Origin of the sequence: Streptomyces sp. NPDC005931, assembly GCF_042871235.1 — a bacterium.
In the GTDB taxonomy this organism is placed as follows: Bacteria; Actinomycetota; Actinomycetes; order Streptomycetales; family Streptomycetaceae; genus Streptomyces.
Genome location: NZ_JBIAIG010000002.1, coordinates 306,783 through 323,879 on the forward strand (window position 1 = coordinate 306,783; position 17,097 = coordinate 323,879).

The 17,097-nt window shown below is 72.6% G+C and carries 14 protein-coding genes and 1 tRNA gene; 11 read left to right on the top strand and 4 right to left on the bottom strand.

Features of this window, described 5'->3' with window-relative positions; translation table 11 throughout:
* Positions 1-142 precede the first annotated feature (142 nt).
* Positions 143-808, bottom strand: a complete 666-nt coding sequence (locus ACFYOV_RS05370) for a bifunctional DNA primase/polymerase (protein WP_389083057.1) — start codon at positions 806-808, stop codon at positions 143-145.
* Positions 809-1,309: 501 nt separating this feature from the next.
* On the opposite strand from ACFYOV_RS05370, the gene ACFYOV_RS05375 reads away from it, so the two are divergent.
* Positions 1,310-2,824: a PP2C family protein-serine/threonine phosphatase gene (locus tag ACFYOV_RS05375; protein WP_389083059.1), complete on the top strand. Its 1,515-nt coding sequence runs from the start codon at positions 1,310-1,312 to the stop codon at positions 2,822-2,824.
* Between the two features lie 113 nt (positions 2,825-2,937).
* Complete coding sequence (locus ACFYOV_RS05380; RefSeq protein ID WP_389083062.1) at positions 2,938-4,395, top strand: aminopeptidase P family protein; 1,458 nt, start codon at positions 2,938-2,940, stop codon at positions 4,393-4,395.
* Positions 4,396-4,996: 601 nt separating this feature from the next.
* On the opposite strand, the gene ACFYOV_RS05385 is transcribed toward ACFYOV_RS05380, so the two are convergent.
* Positions 4,997-5,461 (bottom strand): ATP-binding protein, encoded by a 465-nt coding sequence (locus ACFYOV_RS05385; RefSeq protein ID WP_389083064.1) that lies wholly within the window; start codon positions 5,459-5,461, stop codon positions 4,997-4,999.
* Positions 5,462-5,680: 219 nt separating this feature from the next.
* Between ACFYOV_RS05385 and ACFYOV_RS05390 the strand changes: the two genes are divergently transcribed.
* The 9 genes from ACFYOV_RS05390 (at position 5,681) to ACFYOV_RS05430 (ending at position 15,938) form a co-directional block, all read left to right on the top strand.
* Positions 5,681-6,538, top strand: coding sequence for a hypothetical protein (locus tag ACFYOV_RS05390; protein ID WP_389083066.1), 858 nt, complete (start codon positions 5,681-5,683; stop codon positions 6,536-6,538).
* A 232-nt stretch (positions 6,539-6,770) separates the two neighbouring features.
* Positions 6,771-7,526 (top strand): YcnI family protein, encoded by a 756-nt coding sequence (locus ACFYOV_RS05395; protein WP_389083069.1) that lies wholly within the window; start codon positions 6,771-6,773, stop codon positions 7,524-7,526.
* 84 nt (positions 7,527-7,610) lie between these two features.
* Complete coding sequence (locus ACFYOV_RS05400; RefSeq protein WP_389083071.1) at positions 7,611-8,264, top strand: SCO family protein; 654 nt, start codon at positions 7,611-7,613, stop codon at positions 8,262-8,264.
* A complete protein-coding gene (locus ACFYOV_RS05405; protein WP_389083073.1) occupies positions 8,261-8,755 on the top strand; it encodes a copper chaperone PCu(A)C in 495 nt (164 codons plus the stop codon). Before ACFYOV_RS05400 ends, ACFYOV_RS05405 begins: the two co-directional genes overlap by 4 nt.
* Before the next feature lie 13 nt (positions 8,756-8,768).
* A complete protein-coding gene (locus ACFYOV_RS05410) occupies positions 8,769-10,931 on the top strand; it encodes a copper resistance CopC/CopD family protein (protein ID WP_389083076.1) in 2,163 nt (720 codons plus the stop codon).
* 7 nt (positions 10,932-10,938) lie between these two features.
* Entirely contained in the window at positions 10,939-12,231 is a 1,293-nt protein-coding gene (efeB, locus tag ACFYOV_RS05415; RefSeq protein WP_389083078.1) for an iron uptake transporter deferrochelatase/peroxidase subunit, read from the top strand.
* A 71-nt stretch (positions 12,232-12,302) separates the two neighbouring features.
* Positions 12,303-13,235 carry a prephenate dehydratase gene (pheA, locus tag ACFYOV_RS05420; RefSeq protein ID WP_389083081.1) on the top strand — a complete coding sequence of 311 codons (933 nt, stop codon included), beginning with the start codon at positions 12,303-12,305 and terminating at the stop codon, positions 13,233-13,235.
* A 616-nt stretch (positions 13,236-13,851) separates the two neighbouring features.
* The gene (serS, locus tag ACFYOV_RS05425) at positions 13,852-15,129 is read left to right on the top strand and encodes a serine--tRNA ligase (protein ID WP_389083083.1); all 1,278 of its coding nucleotides are present in this window, start codon (positions 13,852-13,854) and stop codon (positions 15,127-15,129) included.
* Complete coding sequence (locus ACFYOV_RS05430; protein WP_389083086.1) at positions 15,126-15,938, top strand: HAD family hydrolase; 813 nt, start codon at positions 15,126-15,128, stop codon at positions 15,936-15,938. The genes serS and ACFYOV_RS05430 overlap by 4 nt, the downstream gene beginning before the upstream one ends.
* Positions 15,939-15,952: 14 nt before the next feature.
* Here the strand turns inward: ACFYOV_RS05430 and ACFYOV_RS05435 are convergent.
* Both ACFYOV_RS05435 and ACFYOV_RS05440 read right to left on the bottom strand, forming a co-directional pair.
* A tRNA-OTHER gene (locus ACFYOV_RS05435) sits at positions 15,953-16,042 on the bottom strand.
* A gap of 330 nt (positions 16,043-16,372) precedes the next feature.
* A complete protein-coding gene (locus ACFYOV_RS05440; RefSeq protein WP_389083088.1) occupies positions 16,373-17,092 on the bottom strand; it encodes an ABC transporter permease subunit in 720 nt (239 codons plus the stop codon).
* Positions 17,093-17,097 lie beyond the last annotated feature (5 nt).

Genomic DNA, 17,097 nt, shown 5'->3' on the forward strand with positions numbered 1-17,097 from the left:
CGACACCGGTCAGGGCGACATCCGCGGGCGGCGGCCGACTCCGCTGCCCGGGCCGCCTGGAGCGCACCGAACACGGCCGGCGCGGACCCGCCGTCCCGGGACCACCACGATGCGGCGTCAGCACCACCACGCCCGCCGGCACCTACATCTCGGGCGCGCTCACACCCGTACGCGTGAGGGCGTCGACCACGGCGTCCACCACGGCCTCGACGTCGGGCACCCACGGCGAGGCCGATCCGGGCAGCGGCGCCCGCTCCCAGCGGATCCCGCCCTGGCCGGTCTCGGACGGGGGCAGGGCGAGGTAGCCGCCCTCGCCGTGGAAGCGGAGGGAACCGGGGACGAAGTCCTTGGCGTACAGCAGCTCGCCCAGCTGCTCCATGGAGTACGGCTTCACGAGGATCGCCCAGCGCGCCGGCGAGGCGACGACCGGGCCGAGCCGGACACCGAGGCGGTCGAGCGCGCCGAGGGCACGGGCGGCCGGCAGGGCGGGCAGGGAGACCGCGCAGGGGGCCCTGTCCCCGGTGGCCAGGATGATCGGCGCCGTCGGGCGGTTGGTCCACCACCAGCGGACCATACGGGCGTCGGTCGTCGCCGCGAGCAGGGCGGGGTCGAAGGGATGGGCGCCCGGCACCGTGCACTCCGGGTCGGGGCAGCCGCAGCGGGACCGCCCCTGCTGGTCCGCCGCCGCACCCGGGAGTACGGGCCACCGCCACTGGGCGGCGAAGGTCAGGGCCGCGCCGATCAGCTCAGGCGTCCCGCCACCGCGCCGGGGCAGGAGCCTGCGTCGCCTTCCGAGGATCTCGCGCATGAGCGCTCGTTCCTTTCCGTTGCACGCCTGGCAACACCGTGGTCCACATCACATCATGTGTCGATCACTTCACTGTGCGTACCTGTTGGCGCATCACACCGCCGCCCCGGGCAAGGGGAACCCCGTCGATCGAGCAGGGGCTGCCTCCGCGGCACTTCCACCCATACTGCGTCTATCAGAAGCACGGGCGTGGCGAGGGGTGGCGAAGTCTGGCGTTTGCCGTCGCGCGTATTTCTCTCCGCCTCCACCGCGGGAGGATGGGGCACGGTCGTCGGTGGTTAGGACGCCCGGCTCCGGCGCCAGGTTCCGGGTGCTTCTCAACCACCCCTGGCCTTCACCGAGTACGTACCCCACACGACCGTTGTGACGCTCCGTCGAGCAAGCCCAGTCGACCGCAATATGCCTCCCCCTGAGGGAGTTTCAAGCCAAGTTTGATTTTCGGCAAGAGGTCTGCGGGGAGTTCCCCGAAACCCCACGGACACCACGAATCCCAGCAGGACAATGCTGGACATCTCCTCACGAGTACGTGTACATGTGGAGACACTGCTGGCGACGCAGAATGACATGGGGGTTTGCGATGCTTTTGAGCAGTACGCACCGTCCGGAAAGCCGGACGTCATGAACGCCCCGCATCCGTCGAAAGTGGCTGGAATCGATTCCACGGTTCCCGCGCCCGCACACACTGTCGCGTCCGCCGCGGCGCATTCCTCCCCGGCCGCCCCGCCGAACCCCCAGAACGCACCGGGCGCACTCCTCCAGGACCGTCTCGCCGGATGGGTCTCGGACCTGACGACACTTCACGAGCTCACCGAGCGCCTGGCCCGCACCGGCTCCCTGGACGAAGCGCTCCACGAACTGCTGCGCGCCGGAGCCGCCCTGGTGGGCGCCCGGCGCGGCCTCCTGGTGCTGGAACCGGGCGACGGTCTCGGCCCCGACACCACCATCGGCCTGGGCCTGGCCCGCGCCGACCTCGGTCACATCGAGACGGTCCCGCGCGCCTCCCTGTCCTACGGCAGGATCCTCGACGGGCTGCCCGGCGCCGACCACGGCATCGCCGAGCCCGACCTGTTCGCCGAGAAGGGCCTCGACCCGCGCCACCGCGAGGTCGCCGCCCGCCTCGGCTACGCCGCCAGCTACGCCCTCCCCCTGGCCACGGAGACGGCGGGCCGCCTGGGCGCCGCCGTCTGGCTCTACGACGAGCCGGCCGAGCCGTCGGAACGCCGGCGCCACCTCGTCGGCCTCTACGCCCGCTACGCCGCCGAGCACCTGGCCCGGCTGCTGGAGCTGCACCGCACCCGCGCGTGCATGGCCACGATGTCCGAGGAACTGCTGCCCTCGCGACTGCCCCGGGTCCCCGGCGTCCAGCTCGCCGCTCGGCACCGCACCGGCCCGCGCGGTGGCGGCGACTGGTACGACGCGCTGCCCCTGCCGGACGCCGCCCTCGGCCTCGCCGTGGGGTCCGTCACCGGCTCGGGGCCGAGCGCGGTCGCCGCGATGGGCCGGCTGCGGGCCTCCCTGCGCGCGTACGCCGTGATGGAGGGCGAGGACCCGGTCGCCGTCCTGTCCGACCTGGAACTGCTGCTCCGGCTCACCGAACCGGCCCGCTCGGCCACCGCCCTGTTCGGCTACTGCGAGCCCGCGCTGCGCAGGATCACGCTGGCCGGCGCCGGGCACAGCCCGCCACTGCTGCTCGGCGAGCGCCGCACGGAGTTCGTGGAGACGTCGGTCTCGGCCCCCCTGGGCATGCTCGCCTGCTGGGAGGCGCCGAGCGTGGAGGTCCAGGCCGAACCGGGAGAGACGGTTCTGCTGTACACCGACGGGCTGCTGCACCGCACCGGCGACCCCACCGACCGCGCCTTCGCCCGGCTGCACGCGGCGGCGGCCGGCGTGCCGGTGGCACTGCGCCGCGACCCGGGGGCGATCGCCGACCACGTCCTGCGCACGGTCCTGCCGGACGGCACGGACACGGCGGACTCCCCGGAGGACGTGGTGGTCCTGGCGGCGCGGTTCGAATAGGCCGCGGGGCGCCATGGGCTCGGCCCGCGGTAACAGGTCATCGCGCCCGGGGGCCGTTTCCGCGCGACCGTACGATGGGTGTCGGTCCAGTGCCGTACCCAAGGAGGATGACCGTGGCGGAGGAGCTCCCGGAGACCCCGGAGACTGCCGAAGAGGAGCCCGTCAAGCAGCGCAAGAACGGCCTGTACCCGGGCGTGTCCGACGAGCTGGCCGAGAACATGAGGAGCGGCTGGGCCGACACCGAGCTGCGCGACCTGGAGCCGATCCCCCAGGCCGCCCGGACCGCCGCCCGCCGCGCCGCGCTGTCCGCCCGCTTCCCGGGCGAGCGACTGGTCGTCCCCGCGGGCAACCTGAAGACCCGCTCGAACGACACGGAGTACCCCTTCCGCGCGTCGGTCGAGTACGCCTACCTCACCGGCAACCAGACGGAGGACGGCGTCCTCGTCATGGAGCCCGTCGACGGCGGTCACAAGGAGACGATCTACCTCCTGCCGCGTTCCGACCGTGAGAACGGCGAGTTCTGGCTCGACGGCCAGGGCGAGCTGTGGGTCGGCCGCCGCCACTCCCTCACTGAGTCCGAGAGGCTGTACGGCATCCCCGCCTCCGACGTGCGCGAGCTGCTCGGCGCCCTGCGCGAGGCCACCGGTCCGGTCCGCGTCGTGCGCGGCCACGACGCCGGCATCGAGGCCGCGCTGACCGACAAGGTCACCGCCGAGCGCGACGAGGAGCTGCGCGTCTTCCTCTCGGAGATGCGGCTGGTCAAGGACGACTTCGAGATCGGCGAGCTCCAGAAGGCCGTCGACTCCACCGTGCGCGGCTTCGAGGACGTCGTGAAGGTCCTCGACCGGGCCGAGGCCACCAGCGAGCGCTACATCGAGGGCACGTTCTTCCTGCGCGCCCGCGTCGAGGGCAACGACGTCGGCTACGGCTCCATCTGCGCGGCCGGCCCGCACGCCACCACCCTGCACTGGGTGCGCAACGACGGCCCGGTCCGCTCCGGCGACCTGCTGCTGCTCGACGCCGGTGTGGAGACGCACACGTACTACACCGCCGACGTGACGCGCACGCTGCCCGTCGCCGGCCGCTACACCGAGCTCCAGAGGAAGATCTACGACGCCGTGTACGAGGCCCAGGAGGCCGGTATCGCGGCCGTGAAGCCGGGCGCCAAGTACCGCGACTTCCATGACGCCTCGCAGCGCGTGCTGGCCGAGAAGCTGGTCGAGTGGGGCCTGGTCGAGGGCCCGGTCGAGCGCGTCCTCGAGCTCGGTCTCCAGCGCCGCTGGACGCTCCACGGCACCGGCCACATGCTCGGCATGGACGTGCACGACTGCGCCGCCGCGCGGACCGAGACCTACGTCGACGGCACCCTGGAGCCGGGCATGGTGCTCACCGTCGAGCCGGGGCTCTACTTCCAGGCCGACGACCTGACCGTGCCCGAGGAGTACCGGGGCATCGGCGTGCGCATCGAGGACGACATCCTGGTCACCGAGGACGGCAACCGGAACCTGAGCGCCGCGCTGCCGCGGCGGTCGGACGAGGTCGAGGCCTGGATGGCCGCTCTCAAGAGCTGACACGGAGGGCGAAGGGCCGGGTACCCGCGGGTACCCGGCCCTTCGTGTGCCGGTCGTCCGCGACCGGTGGCGCGGGGCGGCCGTCCGCGGGCCGCACACGCCCGCGCTCCTTGGGAGCGCGGTATGCACGCGGAGGCCGTGGACGGCCTCCGGTCCGGTGCCGGGTCGGATGGGCACCCGGGGGCGAACGGCTCGGGCCGCCGGTCGGGCTCGGGAGGGCGCTGCTCGAGGCCGTGCGGGTCGGCCGGCCGACCCGGACGCGGGGTCCCGGGGCTCGGGCACCCGGGTCGCCGCGCTGCCGCCGGCCGAGGCCGAACCGCCGGGTGCGGTGGCACGCGCGCGTGCGCCCGTTTCGGCCTGCGGCCCGGCCCGGCAGTCCCCGGACGTTGGCGCCTTCCCGCGGTGGCCGCGCTGCTGGCGCTGCGGCGGGCCGTGGCGACGGCGTCCTCACGCGCGTACGACCACGTGCGGCGGGGCCGGCTGGTGGAGCGGCGGCATGGTGGTGCCGTGGACGAGCGGGGCGCGGGTCGTCATCCTGCCGGGCGCGGCGGTGGTGAACTGCGGCCGCCGCGCTCACCGGCCGGGCACGGCACGGCTTGCGCTAGACGGCGATGAGCGGGGCGTCCTTGCGCCACTTCAGGATCTTGTCGAAGCTCACCACCGCGCCGCCCCGGCCCGGCTTGTTGCCGATGTGGACGTGGTCGGCGAGCTCCTGGATGAGACACAGACCGCGCCCGTGCTCCGCGTCGGCGGCCGCGGGGCGCACCGGTCGGTGCGAGCGGCCACCCGTGCCGGCGGGGAAACCGGGTCCCGCGTCGGCCACCTCGATGCGGCACTTCTCCCCGTCGAGGTAGGCGGTGACCCGGTACGCCTCCGAGGAACCGCCCCGCGCGCCGTCCCCGCCGTGCTCGACGGCGTTCGCGCACGCCTCGCTGAGGGCCACGGAGAGGTCGTAGGAGATGTCGGGGTCGACCCCCGCGGTCTCCATCGTGCCGAGGAGCAGGCGCCGGGCGAGTGGCACGCTGGCAGCTTCGCGCCGCAAGTGCAGTGACCACCAGATGCTCATGCTCCAGCCTCCTGGCCGCGGCTCGACATACCGTTACGTATTGCCCTGAGTACTCACTTGTAAGCGTGAAGTTGAGGTGACGCCGCCCATACGGCGGGTGTGTCGTGCCACCGATCGGTGTATTGGGGCGGTCCGCCGCAGACACGACCTTCCGGCCGTACCGCATCTTGCGGACCTGCCGTACGGCGGCCATGGGGCCAATGGGATGATGAGGCAGCCATGACTGCCCCCCACCCGCGCACGGCGCGCTCCGGAGGAGGACTCCGGTTCCTGCGGGCCGCGGTGTTCGCCGCGGTCTGCGTCGTGCTGGCCGGAGCGGGGCACACACTGGCGTCCTGCGCCGCCGTTCCGCTGTGGACGCTCGGCGCGGGATTCCTGGGCACGGTCCTGGTGGCCGCCCCGCTCGCCGGGCGCACCCGCTCGCTGCCGGGGACAGCGGCGCTGCTGGCGGCCGGACAGACGGTGCTGCACACGCTGTTCGGCCTCGGGCAGCACGGCGCGACCGCCGCACCGTCCGCTTCCTCGGCGTCCTCGGCGTCCTCGGCGTCCTCAGCGTTCGCCCTCTCCGACGCCGCACTGGTCGAGCAGGCCGCGCGGCTGGTGTGCGGCACCACGGCAGCGGCGATCAGTCCCACGCAGGCCCAGCGGATCCTCACCGACGCCCGCATCGCTCCCGGCGGCACGGCCGCCCACGCGGCGCACACCCCCGCGGACGCCCTGTCCTCCGCGGCGGGCTCCTCGGCGTCGCTGCTCCCGTCGCTGCCGATGCTGCTCGCCCACCTCCTCGCGGCCCTGGCGGCGGGCTGGCTGCTGCGCCGCGGCGACCTGGCCCTGCTGCGGCTCGTCGAGCTCTCGGCCCAGGGCATCGCCGAGGGCGCCCTCGTGCGGTCCCTCCGCGCGGCGCTCGCCCTGGTGCGCGCCCTGCGGGCCGGACTCCCGGGCACCCCGGCAGCGGGTCCGCGTCCGCCGCGCACCGCCCTGCTCGCGCCCCCGCGACCGCGCACCCTCGCACTCCAGCACACGGTGATCCGCCGCGGCCCGCCGGCCGCCGCAACCGCGCTCGCCCTCGCCGCCTGACGCGACGCCACCTCCGCTCCGCCACCGTCGGAACCTCTGCCCCCGGAACCTCCGGGCCCGGGGTCCTGCAGGTCCTCCCGGGGGAGAGAGGGGCGCCCGCGTGCGGCATGCGCGCGTGCGGCCCGTTCCGCGTGCGCCCGGCCCGGGAGCCGCCGTCCCCGACGGACGGCCCCGCCGCGTGCGCGCCTCTCCCACCGTCAGTGAACCTCCAACGAAGCGGAGTGCTTCTGCCATGAAGGCTTCCCGTATCGCCGCCGCCGGCGCCGTCGCCGGTGCCGCCGTCCTCGCCCTGTCCACCCCCTGCTTCGCACACGTCTCCGTGCAGCCCGAGGGCGAGGCCGCGAAGGGCTCCTACGCGGTCGTGAACTTCAAGGTCCCCAACGAACGCGACAACGCCTCCACCACCAAGGTCGAGGTGAACTTCCCCGCCGACCACCCGCTGGCCTCCGTGATGCCGGCACCGGTCGAGGGCTGGGACATCAAGGTCACCAAGGCCCGGCTGAACAAGCCGATCGAGCAGCACGGCAAGAAGATCACCGAGGCCGTCACCAAGGTCACCTGGACCGCCGACGGCGACGGCATCCGGCCGGGCTTCTTCCAGAAGTTCCCGGTGTCCGTGGGCACGCTGCCCGAGGACGCCGACGAGCTCGTCTTCAAGGCACTCCAGACGTACTCCAACAAGGAGGTCGTCCGGTGGATCGAGGTGCCGCAGAAGGGCCAGGAGGAGCCCGACAAGCCGGCGCCGGTCCTCACCCTGAGCGAGGCCGCCGAGGACGGCCACGGCGCCACCGACGAGAAGGGGGACGAGGCCGCCGACGACGCAGAGTCGGCACAGAACGCGTCCGCCCGGACCGAGGCGGCGTCCTCCGACTCCGACGACTCCGCCACCGACACCACCGCGCGGGTGCTGGGCGTCGTCGGCATCGTGGTCGGCGCCGCGGGCGTCGCCTACGGCGTACTCGCCGGGCGGCGGCGCACCACCGCCTGACCCCCTTTCGCGGCGCGCACCGGGGCCCCCGTGGACCCTTGGGCCCCGGTGCGCGCCGGAGCACTCACACCCGGGACACCTTTCATGCGCAACAAGAATCTGGCGGCAGCGGCCCTGCTCGCCGTCGCCTTCCTCACCCTCTCCGCCTGCGGCGGCGACACCGACAGCGGCAAGCCCGTCTCCGTGGTCTCCGAGGAGGCCGGCTCGGACAAGGCGGCCACCGTCCTCGACAAGCCGTTCGAGAAGCCCGACCTCGTCCTCACCGACACCCACGGCAAGAAGTACGACTTCCGCAAGGAGACCGCGGGCCGGCCCACGCTGATCTACTTCGGCTACACGCACTGCCCGGACGTCTGCCCGCTGACGATGAACAACATCGCCGTGGCCAAGAAGCAACTGCCCGAGGACCAGCAGGACGCACTGCGGATCGTGTTCGTCACCACCGACCCCGAGCGGGACACCTCCGCCGCGCTCGGCTCGTGGCTCAAGGGCATCGACTCCCAGGTGGTCGGCCTGACCGGCGACTTCGCCACCATCCAGGCCGGCGCCCGCACCCTCGGCATCTCGATCGACCCGCCGCGCAAGGACGACAACGGCAAGACGGTCTCCGACCACGGCACCCAGGTCATCGCGTTCTCGCCGAAGACCGACGGCGGCTACGTGCTCTACGGCGAGGACGCCACCGTCGAGGACTACACCAAGGACCTTCCCAAGATCATCAAGGGGCAGAACCCGTGAGGCGGCTCCCGCTCGCGGCCGCGGCGCTCACCGGGGTGCTGTCCCTGACGCTGGTCGGCTGCGGCGGCTCGGACGGGCCGGACACGACGGCCGCCCCGGACTCCGGCTCCGGCGGCGGGAAGCCGGTCCTGTCCGTGAGCGGCGCCTACATGCCGCAGCCGGTGTCGGACCTGGCGGCCGGCTTCCTCACCATCACCAACAAGGGCGGAGCGGCCGACCGGTTGACCTCGGTCGACAGCGACGTCGCCGGACAGGTCACCGTGCACGAGACCGTCGACGGGTCCATGCGGGAGGTCGACGGGCTCGACATCCCGGCGGGCGGGCGGCTCGTGCTCAAGAGCGGCGGCAACCACCTGATGTTCGAGCAGCTGAAGCAGAAGCCGAAGCAGGGCCGGAGCGTCTCCGTCGAGCTGCGCTTCGCCCGTTCCGAGCCGGTCACGGTCGAGATGCCGGTGAAACCGGCCACCCACACCCCGAAGAGCGGACACTGAGGGAGAGACGCCCGTGCCCCAGACCATCGCCCGCCGCGTGCGGATCCTGGTGCTGCTGCTCCTGGCCGCCGCCGGCGTCCTCTTGTCCGGGGCCGCCCCGGCCTCGGCGCACGCCGCGCTGACCGGCAGCGACCCCCGGCAGGGGACGGTGGTCGACACGGCACCCGCCCAGGTGTCGCTCACCTTCTCCGAACCGGTGGCGGTGGGCGACGACGCCCTGCGCGTGTTCGACCCCCAGGGCGAGCGGGTCGACAAGGGGGCCCCGGCCAGCCCCGGCGGCACCACGTACTCCGTGCGTCTGCTCGGCGGGCTGCCGGACGGCACGTACACCGTGACCTACCAGGTGGTGTCGGCGGACAGCCATCCGGTCGCCGGTGCCTTCACCTTCTCCGTCGGCGCCCCGTCCAAGACCTCGGTGGCGCTCTCGGGGCAGGGCGGTGACGCGGGCGTGGTCGGGTGGCTCTACGGCCTCGGACGGTACGTGTCCTACGCGGGGTACGTCGTGATGGTCGGCGGGGCGGCCTTCGTGCTGGCCTGCTGGGGGCGCGGCTCCGGGGTGCGGGCGGTGCAGCGGCTGGTCGTCTCCGGCTGGCTGGCGCTGACCGCGGCCACCCTCGCCCTGCTGCTCCTGCGCGGCTCCTACACCGGTTCCGGGAAGGTCGGCGACGTCTTCGACCTGTCGCTGCTGGGGGACGTGCTCCAGACGAAGACGGGGGCGGCGCTGGTGTCCCGGCTGCTGCTGCTCGCCGCGGCGGCGCTGTTCATCGCGGTGCTGTTCGGCGCGTACGACAAGCGGGAGGACGAGGAGAAGCGGGACCTGACCTTCGGGCTCTCGATCGGGGGGACGGTCGTGGCGGCGGGGCTCGCCGCGAGCTGGGCCATGTCCGAGCACGCCTCCACGGGGCTCCAGGCGGGCCTGGCCATGCCGGTGGACGTCCTGCATCTGCTGGCCGTCGCCGCCTGGCTCGGCGGGCTCGTCACCCTGCTCGTTGCGCTCTACCGGGCGCCCGCCGAGACGCCGGTCGGCTCCACGGCCGTCCGGCGGTTCTCCCGGGTCGCCTTCGGGAGCGTGGTGGCACTGGTCGTCACCGGGGTCTACCAGTGCTGGCGGCAGCTCGGCTCCTGGTCGGCGTTCACCGACACACGGTACGGGCAACTGCTGCTCGCCAAGATCGGGCTCGTGGTGGTCCTGGTCGGGGTCGCCTACGTCTCGCGGCGGTGGACGGCACGGCTGGCGGAGGCGGGGGCGTCCGCGGTGCCCCGGGGGACGAAGGAGCTCGCGGAGGCGGTGACGGGCAGGAAAACCGGTGAGGTCAGGGACGGAGCGGTCGGCGGGGGCGCCGGGCCCGAGACCGGCGCCGGGGCCGGAAGTGGCGCCGCCAATAGCGGTGCCACGGCCAGTAGTGGGAGCGCGCGGGAAACGGCGACCGCCGGGTCCTCCGGGCCCGACAGCGGCGCCGGGGCCGGAAGTGACGCTGCGGAGGGTAGCGGCGCTGCGGAGGGTAGCGGCGCCGGGGCCGGAGCCGGAGCCGACAGCGGCGGTGCCCTGACCGGAAGCGGTCCCGGGGCCGGCGGGACGACCGAAGCGGACTCCGAGCGGGTCGCTCAGCTCGCCCGGCAGCGGGTCGCGATGGAGAGCGCCCGGCAGAAGCGGCTGCGGGACGCCGACCCGCACCGCTTCGGTCTGCGCCGCTCCGTGCTCGCCGAGGCGGGCGTCGCCGTCGTCCTGCTCGCCGTCACCACCGTGCTGACCCAGACCGAGCCCGGCCGTACCGAGCTGGAGGCCAGGGCGGCGACCTCGGACCCGTCGTCCGCGCCGTCCGGCCAGGGCGTCGGCGCCGTGACCCTGGACATGCCGTTCGACACCGGCGGCAAGAACGGCAAGGGCGTCGTCACCGTCGAGATCGACCCCGCGCGGGTGGGTGGCAACACCCTGCACGTCTATGCGAAGCGACCGGACGGGGAGGCGGTCGACCTTCCCGAGGTGAAGGTCGCCTTCACCCTGTCCGCCAAGGACATCGGGCCGCTGCCCGTGGTCCCCGACCGCCTGGCCACCGGACACTGGTCGGCGAGCGGAGTGCAGATCCCCATGGCGGGTGACTGGGAGATCGAGGTGACCGTGCGCACCTCGGACATCGACCAGGTGACCGTCTCCAAGAACGCGAAGATCGGCTGAACCACCCATGGCTGACCAGTCCCTTCCGCAGGCCCGTGGCCCGGAGGCACCCCAGGAGGGCGCCGCCGTCGCGCAGGGCACCACGGACGGCATCTCCCGGCGCCGACTGCTCGGCACCGCCGGTGCCGCCGGGCTCGTGCTCGGCGCGGCGGGCGGTGCCGTGGGGTACTCCACCGCACCCGCCGAGGCCACGACGCCGCTCGCCTCGGTGGGCGAGGGCCGGGTGATGTTTCACGGGAAACATCAGCCCGGCATCACCCAGGCGCTTCAGGCCCGCGGTCACCTCGTCGCCTTCGACCTGGCACCGGCCGCCGGCCGAAAGGAGGCCGCCGCACTGCTGCGCCGCTGGTCGGACACCGCCCGGCGGCTGATGGCGGGTGAGCCGGCCACCCAGGAGGACACCGGTGTGGCGCGCGACGCGGGCCCCTCCTCGCTGACCGTCACCTTCGGATTCGGCCACAGCTTTTTCGGCCGCACCGGACTGGAGAAGCAGCGCCCGGTCGCCCTCGACCCGCTGCCCGACTTCTCCTCCGACCGCCTCGACAGGGCCCGCAGCAACGGCGACCTGTGGGTGCAGATCGGTGCCGACGACGCGCTCGTCGCCTTCCACGCGCTGCGCGCGATCCAGAAGGACGCGGGGTCGGCCGCCCGGGTGCGCTGGCAGATGAACGGCTTCAACCGTTCACCCGGGGCCACCGCCCGCCCCATGACGGCCCGCAACCTGATGGGCCAGGTCGACGGCACCCGCAACCCGAAGTCCTCCGACCCCGACTTCGGCCGGCGGATCTTCGTGCCGGAAGGCGGCGAGCCCGGCTGGATGGCCCACGGCTCCTACGCCGTCGTACGCCGGATCCGCATGCTGCTCGACGACTGGGAGAAGCTGTCGCTCACGGAGCAGGAGAGCGTCATCGGGCGCCGCAAGTCCGACGGGGCACCGCTGTCCGGGGGCACCGAGACCTCGGAGATGGACCTGGAGAAGACGAACGCCCACGGCGATCTGGTCGTCCCCATCAACGCACACGCCCGGATCACCCGCCCCGACCAGAACGGCGGTGCGGCGATGCTCCGGCGCCCCTTCTCCTACCACGACGGCATCGACGCGGACGGGGTGCCGGACGCGGGGCTGCTGTTCATCTGCTGGCAGGCGGATCCGTTGCGCGGCTTCGTTCCCGTGCAGCGCAAGCTGGACCGGGGCGACGCCCTCACGCCGTTCGTCCGGCACGAGGCGAGCGGGTTGTTCGCGGTGCCGGGCGGGGCCGCGGAGGGCGAGTATGTGGGACAGAAGCTGCTGGAGGGGTGAGAGCCGCCCACTGTCACTCCTGGGAGCGCAACCCGCGATGGTGCCGGGCGCGGGCCCATTAGGGTGAGGTCATGCCAGCGAGCTATGCGTATCTGGGCCCCGAGGGCACCTTCACCGAGGTCGCCCTGCGCACCCTTCCCGAGGCGGCCACCCGGGAGCTGATCCCTTACGTGTCCGTGCAGTCCGCGCTCGACGCGGTACGCGCCGGCGAGGCCGAGGCCGCGTTCGTGCCGATCGAGAACTCCGTCGAGGGCGGCATCACCACCACCCTCGACGAACTGGTCGCGGGCACGCCGCTGATGATCTACCGCGAGGTGCTGCTGTCGATCACCTTCGCGCTGCTCGTCCGTCCCGGCACCAAGCTGTCCGACATCAAGACGGTCACCGCCCACCCCGCCGCCCAGCCGCAGGTCCGCAACTGGCTGCGGAGGCACCTCCCGGACGTCACGTGGGAGTCGGCCGCCTCCAACGCCGACGGCGCCCGGTTGGTGCAGGAGGGCCGCTACGACGCCGCCTTCGCCGGCGAGTTCGCCGCCGCCCGGTACGGCCTGGAGGCCCTGGAGACCGGGATCCACGACGCGGAGAACGCCCAGACGCGGTTCGTGCTGGTCGGACGGCCCGCCCGGCCCGCCGCACCGACCGGTGCCGACAAGACGTCCGTCGTGCTGTGGCAGCGCGACGATCACCCCGGTGGGCTGCGCGATCTGCTGGGCGAGTTCGCCACGCGGGGCATCAACCTGATGCTGCTCCAGTCCCGGCCCACCGGCGCGGGCATCGGCAATTACTGCTTCTGCATCGACGCCGAGGGGCACATCTCGGACCGCAGGGTGGCCGAGGCGCTGATGGGGCTCAAGCGGATCTGCCTCCAGGTGCGTTTCCTGGGTTCGTATCCGCGTGCGGACGTCAGGCCCGGTGATGTGGGGGCGCCGCTGCTCGGGACGTCGGACGAGGAGTTCGTGTCGGCGGCGGACTGGGTGGCGCGGTGCCAGGACGGCCGGTTCTGAAGGGAGCCGTGGTCCGGTGGCCGCCGGGCCCCCCGTGTCGTTCCGCCGGTCCGGCCTGCCGCACCGCAGGTCCTGCCTGCTGATCCTCAGGTCCTACCTGCTGATTTTCGTTGTCCACAGGAGTTATCCACAGGTCCGCTTCTCGACCTGGGGACAAGTCGACAGCGAAGAGGCATTCAGTCGACAAATCGCCCTTCGGGCCATGATCGAGTTCATCGTTGCGCATCTCGCCCTTCGTCCGTGCTTTTCCTTTGGTCAACCCTTTGGGATGAACCCTTTCCGCTCGAAAGTGGGGTCAAAGGGAGTTTGGCCTGGGATTCCTCGGATGTGGCTCGGCGTATCGGAGTGATCAATTCCGATGTCCACAGATCTTCCCCACACCCTGTGGATAACTTCCGTCCCTACACGGGATCCCTGTGGACAACCAGACGCCAAATCCCCCTGATCGCAAGGGACTCGGGTCAACCGGTCTCCGGCGGGCCACCGCTTCGGGGCGGCCACCCCGCCTTTCCTTGACCGGAGGAACACAATGCGCAATTCCCCCATAACGTAAGGTAAGCGACACCCCGCAATAGTGAGTCGTGAGCCGTCGTGCCGCACCGGTAGCCTTGACCGCGTGATTGACCTTCGCCTGCTCCGTGAGGACCCCGACCGTGTGCGCGCCTCGCAGCGCGCCCGTGGAGAGGACGTCGCGCTCGTCGACTCCCTCCTGTCCGCTGACGAACGGCGCAGGTCGTCCGGCGTCCGCTTCGACGAGCTGCGCGCCGAGCAGAAGGCGCTCGGAAAGCTCATTCCCAAGGCGGCCGGTGACGAGAAGGCCGAGCTGCTGAAGAAGGCGAGCCAGCTCGCCGCGGACGTCAAGGCGGCCGACGCCGAGCGCGACGCCGCCGCGGCCGAGACCCAGGAGCTGCTGCTCAAGCTGAGCAACCTCGTCCACCCCGACGTGCCCGTCGGCGGCGAGGAGGACTTTGTCACGCTGGAGACGCACGGCACCGTCCGCGACTTCGACGCCGAGGGCTTCGAGCCCAGGGACCACCTGGAACTCGGCCAGCTCCTCGGCGCCATCGACGTAGAGCGCGGCGCCAAGGTGTCCGGCTCGCGCTTCTACTTCCTCACCGGTGTCGGCGCGCTGCTCGAGCTCGCCCTGGTGAACGCCGCGATGGCGCAGGCCACGGCGGCCGGCTTCACCCCGATGCTGACCCCGGCGCTGGTCCGTCCGCAGTCCATGGCGGGCACCGGCTTCCTCGGCCAGGCGGCCCAGGACGTCTACCACCTCCCCGCCGACGACCTCTACCTCGTCGGCACCTCCGAGGTGGCGCTCGCCGCGTACCACTCGGACGAGATCATCGACGCCGACCGGCTGCCGCTGCGGTACGCAGGCTTCTCGCCCTGCTTCCGCCGCGAGGCCGGCTCGCACGGCCGGGACACCCGGGGCATCTTCCGCGTGCACCAGTTCGACAAGGTGGAGATGTTCTCCTACGTCACCCCGGAGGAGTCGCAGGAGGAGCACCAGCGGCTGCTGGAGTGGGAGAAGCAGTGGCTGACCTCGCTGGAGCTGCCGTTCCGAGTGATCGACGTGGCCTCGGGCGACCTCGGCTCCTCGGCCGCGCGCAAGTACGACTGCGAGGCGTGGATCCCCACCCAGGGCAAGTACCGCGAGCTGACCTCGACCTCGGACTGCACCGAGTTCCAGTCCCGCCGCCTCCAGATCCGGGTCCGTGACGGCAAGCAGGTGCGCCCGCTGGCCACGCTCAACGGCACGCTGTGCGCCGTACCGCGCACCATCGTGGCGATCCTGGAGAACCACCAGCAGGCCGACGGCTCGGTGCGGGTGCCCGAGGTGCTGCGTCCCTACCTGGGCGGCCGGGAGATTCTGGAACCGGTCGCCGAGTGAGCACGGACGCCTCGACCCTGCCGTACCGGCTCGTAGCGACCGACCTCGACGGCACGCTGTTGCGTGACGACCACTCGGTCTCCCGGCGCACCCGGGACGCGCTCGCCGCGGCCACCGCGGCGGGCGCCGCACACATCGTGGTCACCGGCCGCGCCGTGCCCTGGACCCGCCCGATCCTCGACGACCTCGGCTACCGGGGCCTCGCCGTCTGCGGCCAGGGCGCCCAGGTGTACGACGCCGGTGCGGGCCGCCTGCTCACCTCGGTGACGCTGGACCGGCAGCTGGCCGGGGTGGCGCTGGCCAAGATCGAGGCGGAGACCGGTCCGCTGCACCTGGCGGCGAGCCGCGACGGGCTGGACGGCGAGGTGCTGGTCGGTCCCGGTTACGAGGTCGTGGGCGGGCTGCCCGGGATCCCCTTCTCGGACGCGTCCGACCTGTGGACGGCGCCCCTGAACAAGCTGTACATCCAGCACCCGAACCTCGCCTCCGACGAGCTCGCCAAGGTGGCGGACCGTGCCGCGGGCGGTTTCGTCACCGTGACCATGGCGGGCGAGGGCATCGTCGAGCTGCTGCCACTCGGGCTGTCCAAGGCCACCGGGCTGTCGCTGGCGGCCCGGCGGCTGGGCGTGAAGGCCGCGGAGACGATCGCCTTCGGCGACATGCCCAACGACATCCCGATGTTCGCCTGGGCCGCGCACGGCGTGGCCATGGCCAACGCCCACCAGGAACTGCGGGCGGTGGCCGACGAGGTGACGTCCTCCAACCAGGAGGACGGGATCGCGGTGGTGCTGGAGCGGTTGCTGGGCTGACGCCCGGCATGCTGCGGAGGATGCACGGATCGAACGTGCGCGGGCTTTCCGGCCCGACCGTGGTTTGAGCCCAAACCAGTGCCTTACCCCTCGGCCAATCCTCCGGGTGGGCGGCCTCACGCGGCCCGACGGCGCGTGCTCGAAGCGGCCGCCCCGGGCAGCTCCCCGTGCGGGGCGGACTCGACGGAGCAGTGGGACCACCCCGGAGTCCGCCACGGGCTGCCCTGACGGGAGCGGGACGTACTGCCGTGCATGGACATGCGCCCCGCTCCTCTCCCCGTGCGCGACACCGGACATTCCCGGCGGTGCGGACACCACCACTCTGCCCGCCGGGCCCCGCGGACGCCACCGAATTAGCCGGCCCGCGGATGCGGGGACCGCGCCGAGCACGCCGGCCCGGCGCAGGTGAGATCCCCGGCAAGAGCGCGTCCGCCTCACTCCTCGCCGGCGAGGGTCAGGGTGCGCAGCTTCCGGCCCGCGTACCAGGTGGCCAGAACGGTGACCGCGACCAGCAGGGCCGTTGCGGTCGTCAGGCCCACGTCCGAGGTGACCATGTCGCCGCCGGAGACCTTTTGGGCCACGGCGAGCGACCACTGCTGGACGCTCAGCGTGCGCGCGCCGGGCACCAGCGAGCCGAACAGCGCCTCCCACACCAGCGCGTAGACCAGGCCGAAGACCACGGCGTGCCGGGACACCGTGCCCAGCAGCAGGAACAGCGCGGCGTAGGCGATGGAGGCGACCAGCGCGGCGACCGTGTAGGCGACGGCGATCTGCTGCCCGTTGCCGTTCAGGACCAGGCCCGCGATCAGCGTGGGCACCGCCGAGAAGACCATCGTCACGGCGATCGCGACGATCAGCTTGGTGTAGATGATCGTCGGCCGCTTGATCGGCTTGGACAGCAGGTAGACCACGGAACCGTCGTCGATCTCGGGACCGATCGCGCCGGTGCCCGCGATGACACCGATGATCGGCACCATGGTGGCGAGCGCCAGACCGCCCAGCAGGTCGGCGGTCGTCTGGTCGTCGGCGCCGGCGAGACCGCGCACCGCCACGGAGATCACGATCAGCAGCAGCGGCAGGGCGCCCAGGATGAGGGCCCGGCGACGGCCGAGCAGGGCCCGGTAGGTGAGCCGGGCGACTGTGGGGTCGTACATCTTTC

Excerpts from the sequence above, each read along its gene's own strand:
- ACFYOV_RS05370 (WP_389083057.1), bottom strand. The coding sequence starts at position 808 with ATGCGCGAGATCCTCGGAAGGCGACGCAGGCTCCTGCCCCGGCGCGGT.
- ACFYOV_RS05375 (WP_389083059.1), top strand. The coding sequence starts at position 1,310 with ATGCTGGACATCTCCTCACGAGTACGTGTACATGTGGAGACACTGCTG.
- ACFYOV_RS05385 (WP_389083064.1), bottom strand. The coding sequence starts at position 5,461 with ATGAGCATCTGGTGGTCACTGCACTTGCGGCGCGAAGCTGCCAGCGTG.
- ACFYOV_RS05390 (WP_389083066.1), top strand. The coding sequence starts at position 5,681 with ATGACTGCCCCCCACCCGCGCACGGCGCGCTCCGGAGGAGGACTCCGG.
- ACFYOV_RS05395 (WP_389083069.1), top strand. The coding sequence starts at position 6,771 with ATGAAGGCTTCCCGTATCGCCGCCGCCGGCGCCGTCGCCGGTGCCGCC.
- ACFYOV_RS05400 (WP_389083071.1), top strand. The coding sequence starts at position 7,611 with ATGCGCAACAAGAATCTGGCGGCAGCGGCCCTGCTCGCCGTCGCCTTC.
- efeB (WP_389083078.1), top strand. The coding sequence starts at position 10,939 with ATGGCTGACCAGTCCCTTCCGCAGGCCCGTGGCCCGGAGGCACCCCAG.
- pheA (WP_389083081.1), top strand. The coding sequence starts at position 12,303 with ATGCCAGCGAGCTATGCGTATCTGGGCCCCGAGGGCACCTTCACCGAG.
- ACFYOV_RS05440 (WP_389083088.1), bottom strand. The coding sequence starts at position 17,092 with ATGTACGACCCCACAGTCGCCCGGCTCACCTACCGGGCCCTGCTCGGC.